This is a genomic window from Paraburkholderia sp. SIMBA_053, from assembly GCF_046534895.1.
Taxonomy (GTDB): Bacteria; Pseudomonadota; Gammaproteobacteria; order Burkholderiales; family Burkholderiaceae; genus Paraburkholderia; species Paraburkholderia caledonica.
Map to the genome: position 1 here is coordinate 1 of NZ_JAWRXU010000916.1, position 263 is coordinate 263.

The window sequence follows — 263 nt, forward strand, 5'->3', positions numbered from 1 at the left end:
GGCCGCCGTTCATCACCCAGGTCACGAGTATGGACACCACGCTTCCGGGCAGTTGGCCTTCTATCCAACGTTTTCCGACCGCCTGCGTCACGTAGAACGTGCCGTGCAGCACAATGTTCGCGATGGCATCGAACCCGCGCGAGGACAGATCTTCCGTGCGGCTGACGAAGTTGCCGGCGGCGTTGTTGACCAGACCGGTGAGTGGGCCGTCCTTCCAGATTTCGCCGACCACCTGATCGACTGCTTCCGCATTGCGAATGTCG

General features: G+C 61.2%; 1 protein-coding gene. It reads right to left on the bottom strand.

Annotated features, from left to right (window positions below; translation table 11 throughout):
- A partial coding sequence (locus SB753_RS38285) for an SDR family NAD(P)-dependent oxidoreductase (RefSeq protein WP_410805323.1) occupies positions 1-263 on the bottom strand: 263 nt, incomplete at both ends.